Genomic DNA, 223 nt, shown 5'->3' on the forward strand with positions numbered 1-223 from the left:
TTGCCGGCAATCCTGGCCCGCATGGCGCGGGGTGGAGCAGCCCGGTAGCTCGTCAGGCTCATAACCTGAAGGTCACAGGTTCAAATCCTGTCCCCGCAACCAACACACCAACGCCCCCTGAACGCAACCCGCGTCAGGGGGCTTGGCGTATCAGGGGCCCGATCACACGCCCGCGCCTCACCCCCCACAGAGCTGCCGGCGGTCCAACAGCGTTAAGCGCTTC

1 tRNA gene is annotated in these 223 nt (G+C 65.9%); it reads left to right on the forward strand.

Annotated features, from left to right (window positions below):
* The first annotated feature begins 25 nt into the window (after positions 1 to 25).
* A tRNA-Met gene (locus tag E4K09_RS19845) sits at positions 26 to 102 on the forward strand.
* Positions 103 to 223: the final 121 nt, after the last annotated feature.

Origin of the sequence: Microvirga pakistanensis, from assembly GCF_004458765.1 — a bacterium.
GTDB lineage: Bacteria > Pseudomonadota > Alphaproteobacteria > Rhizobiales > Beijerinckiaceae > Microvirga > Microvirga pakistanensis.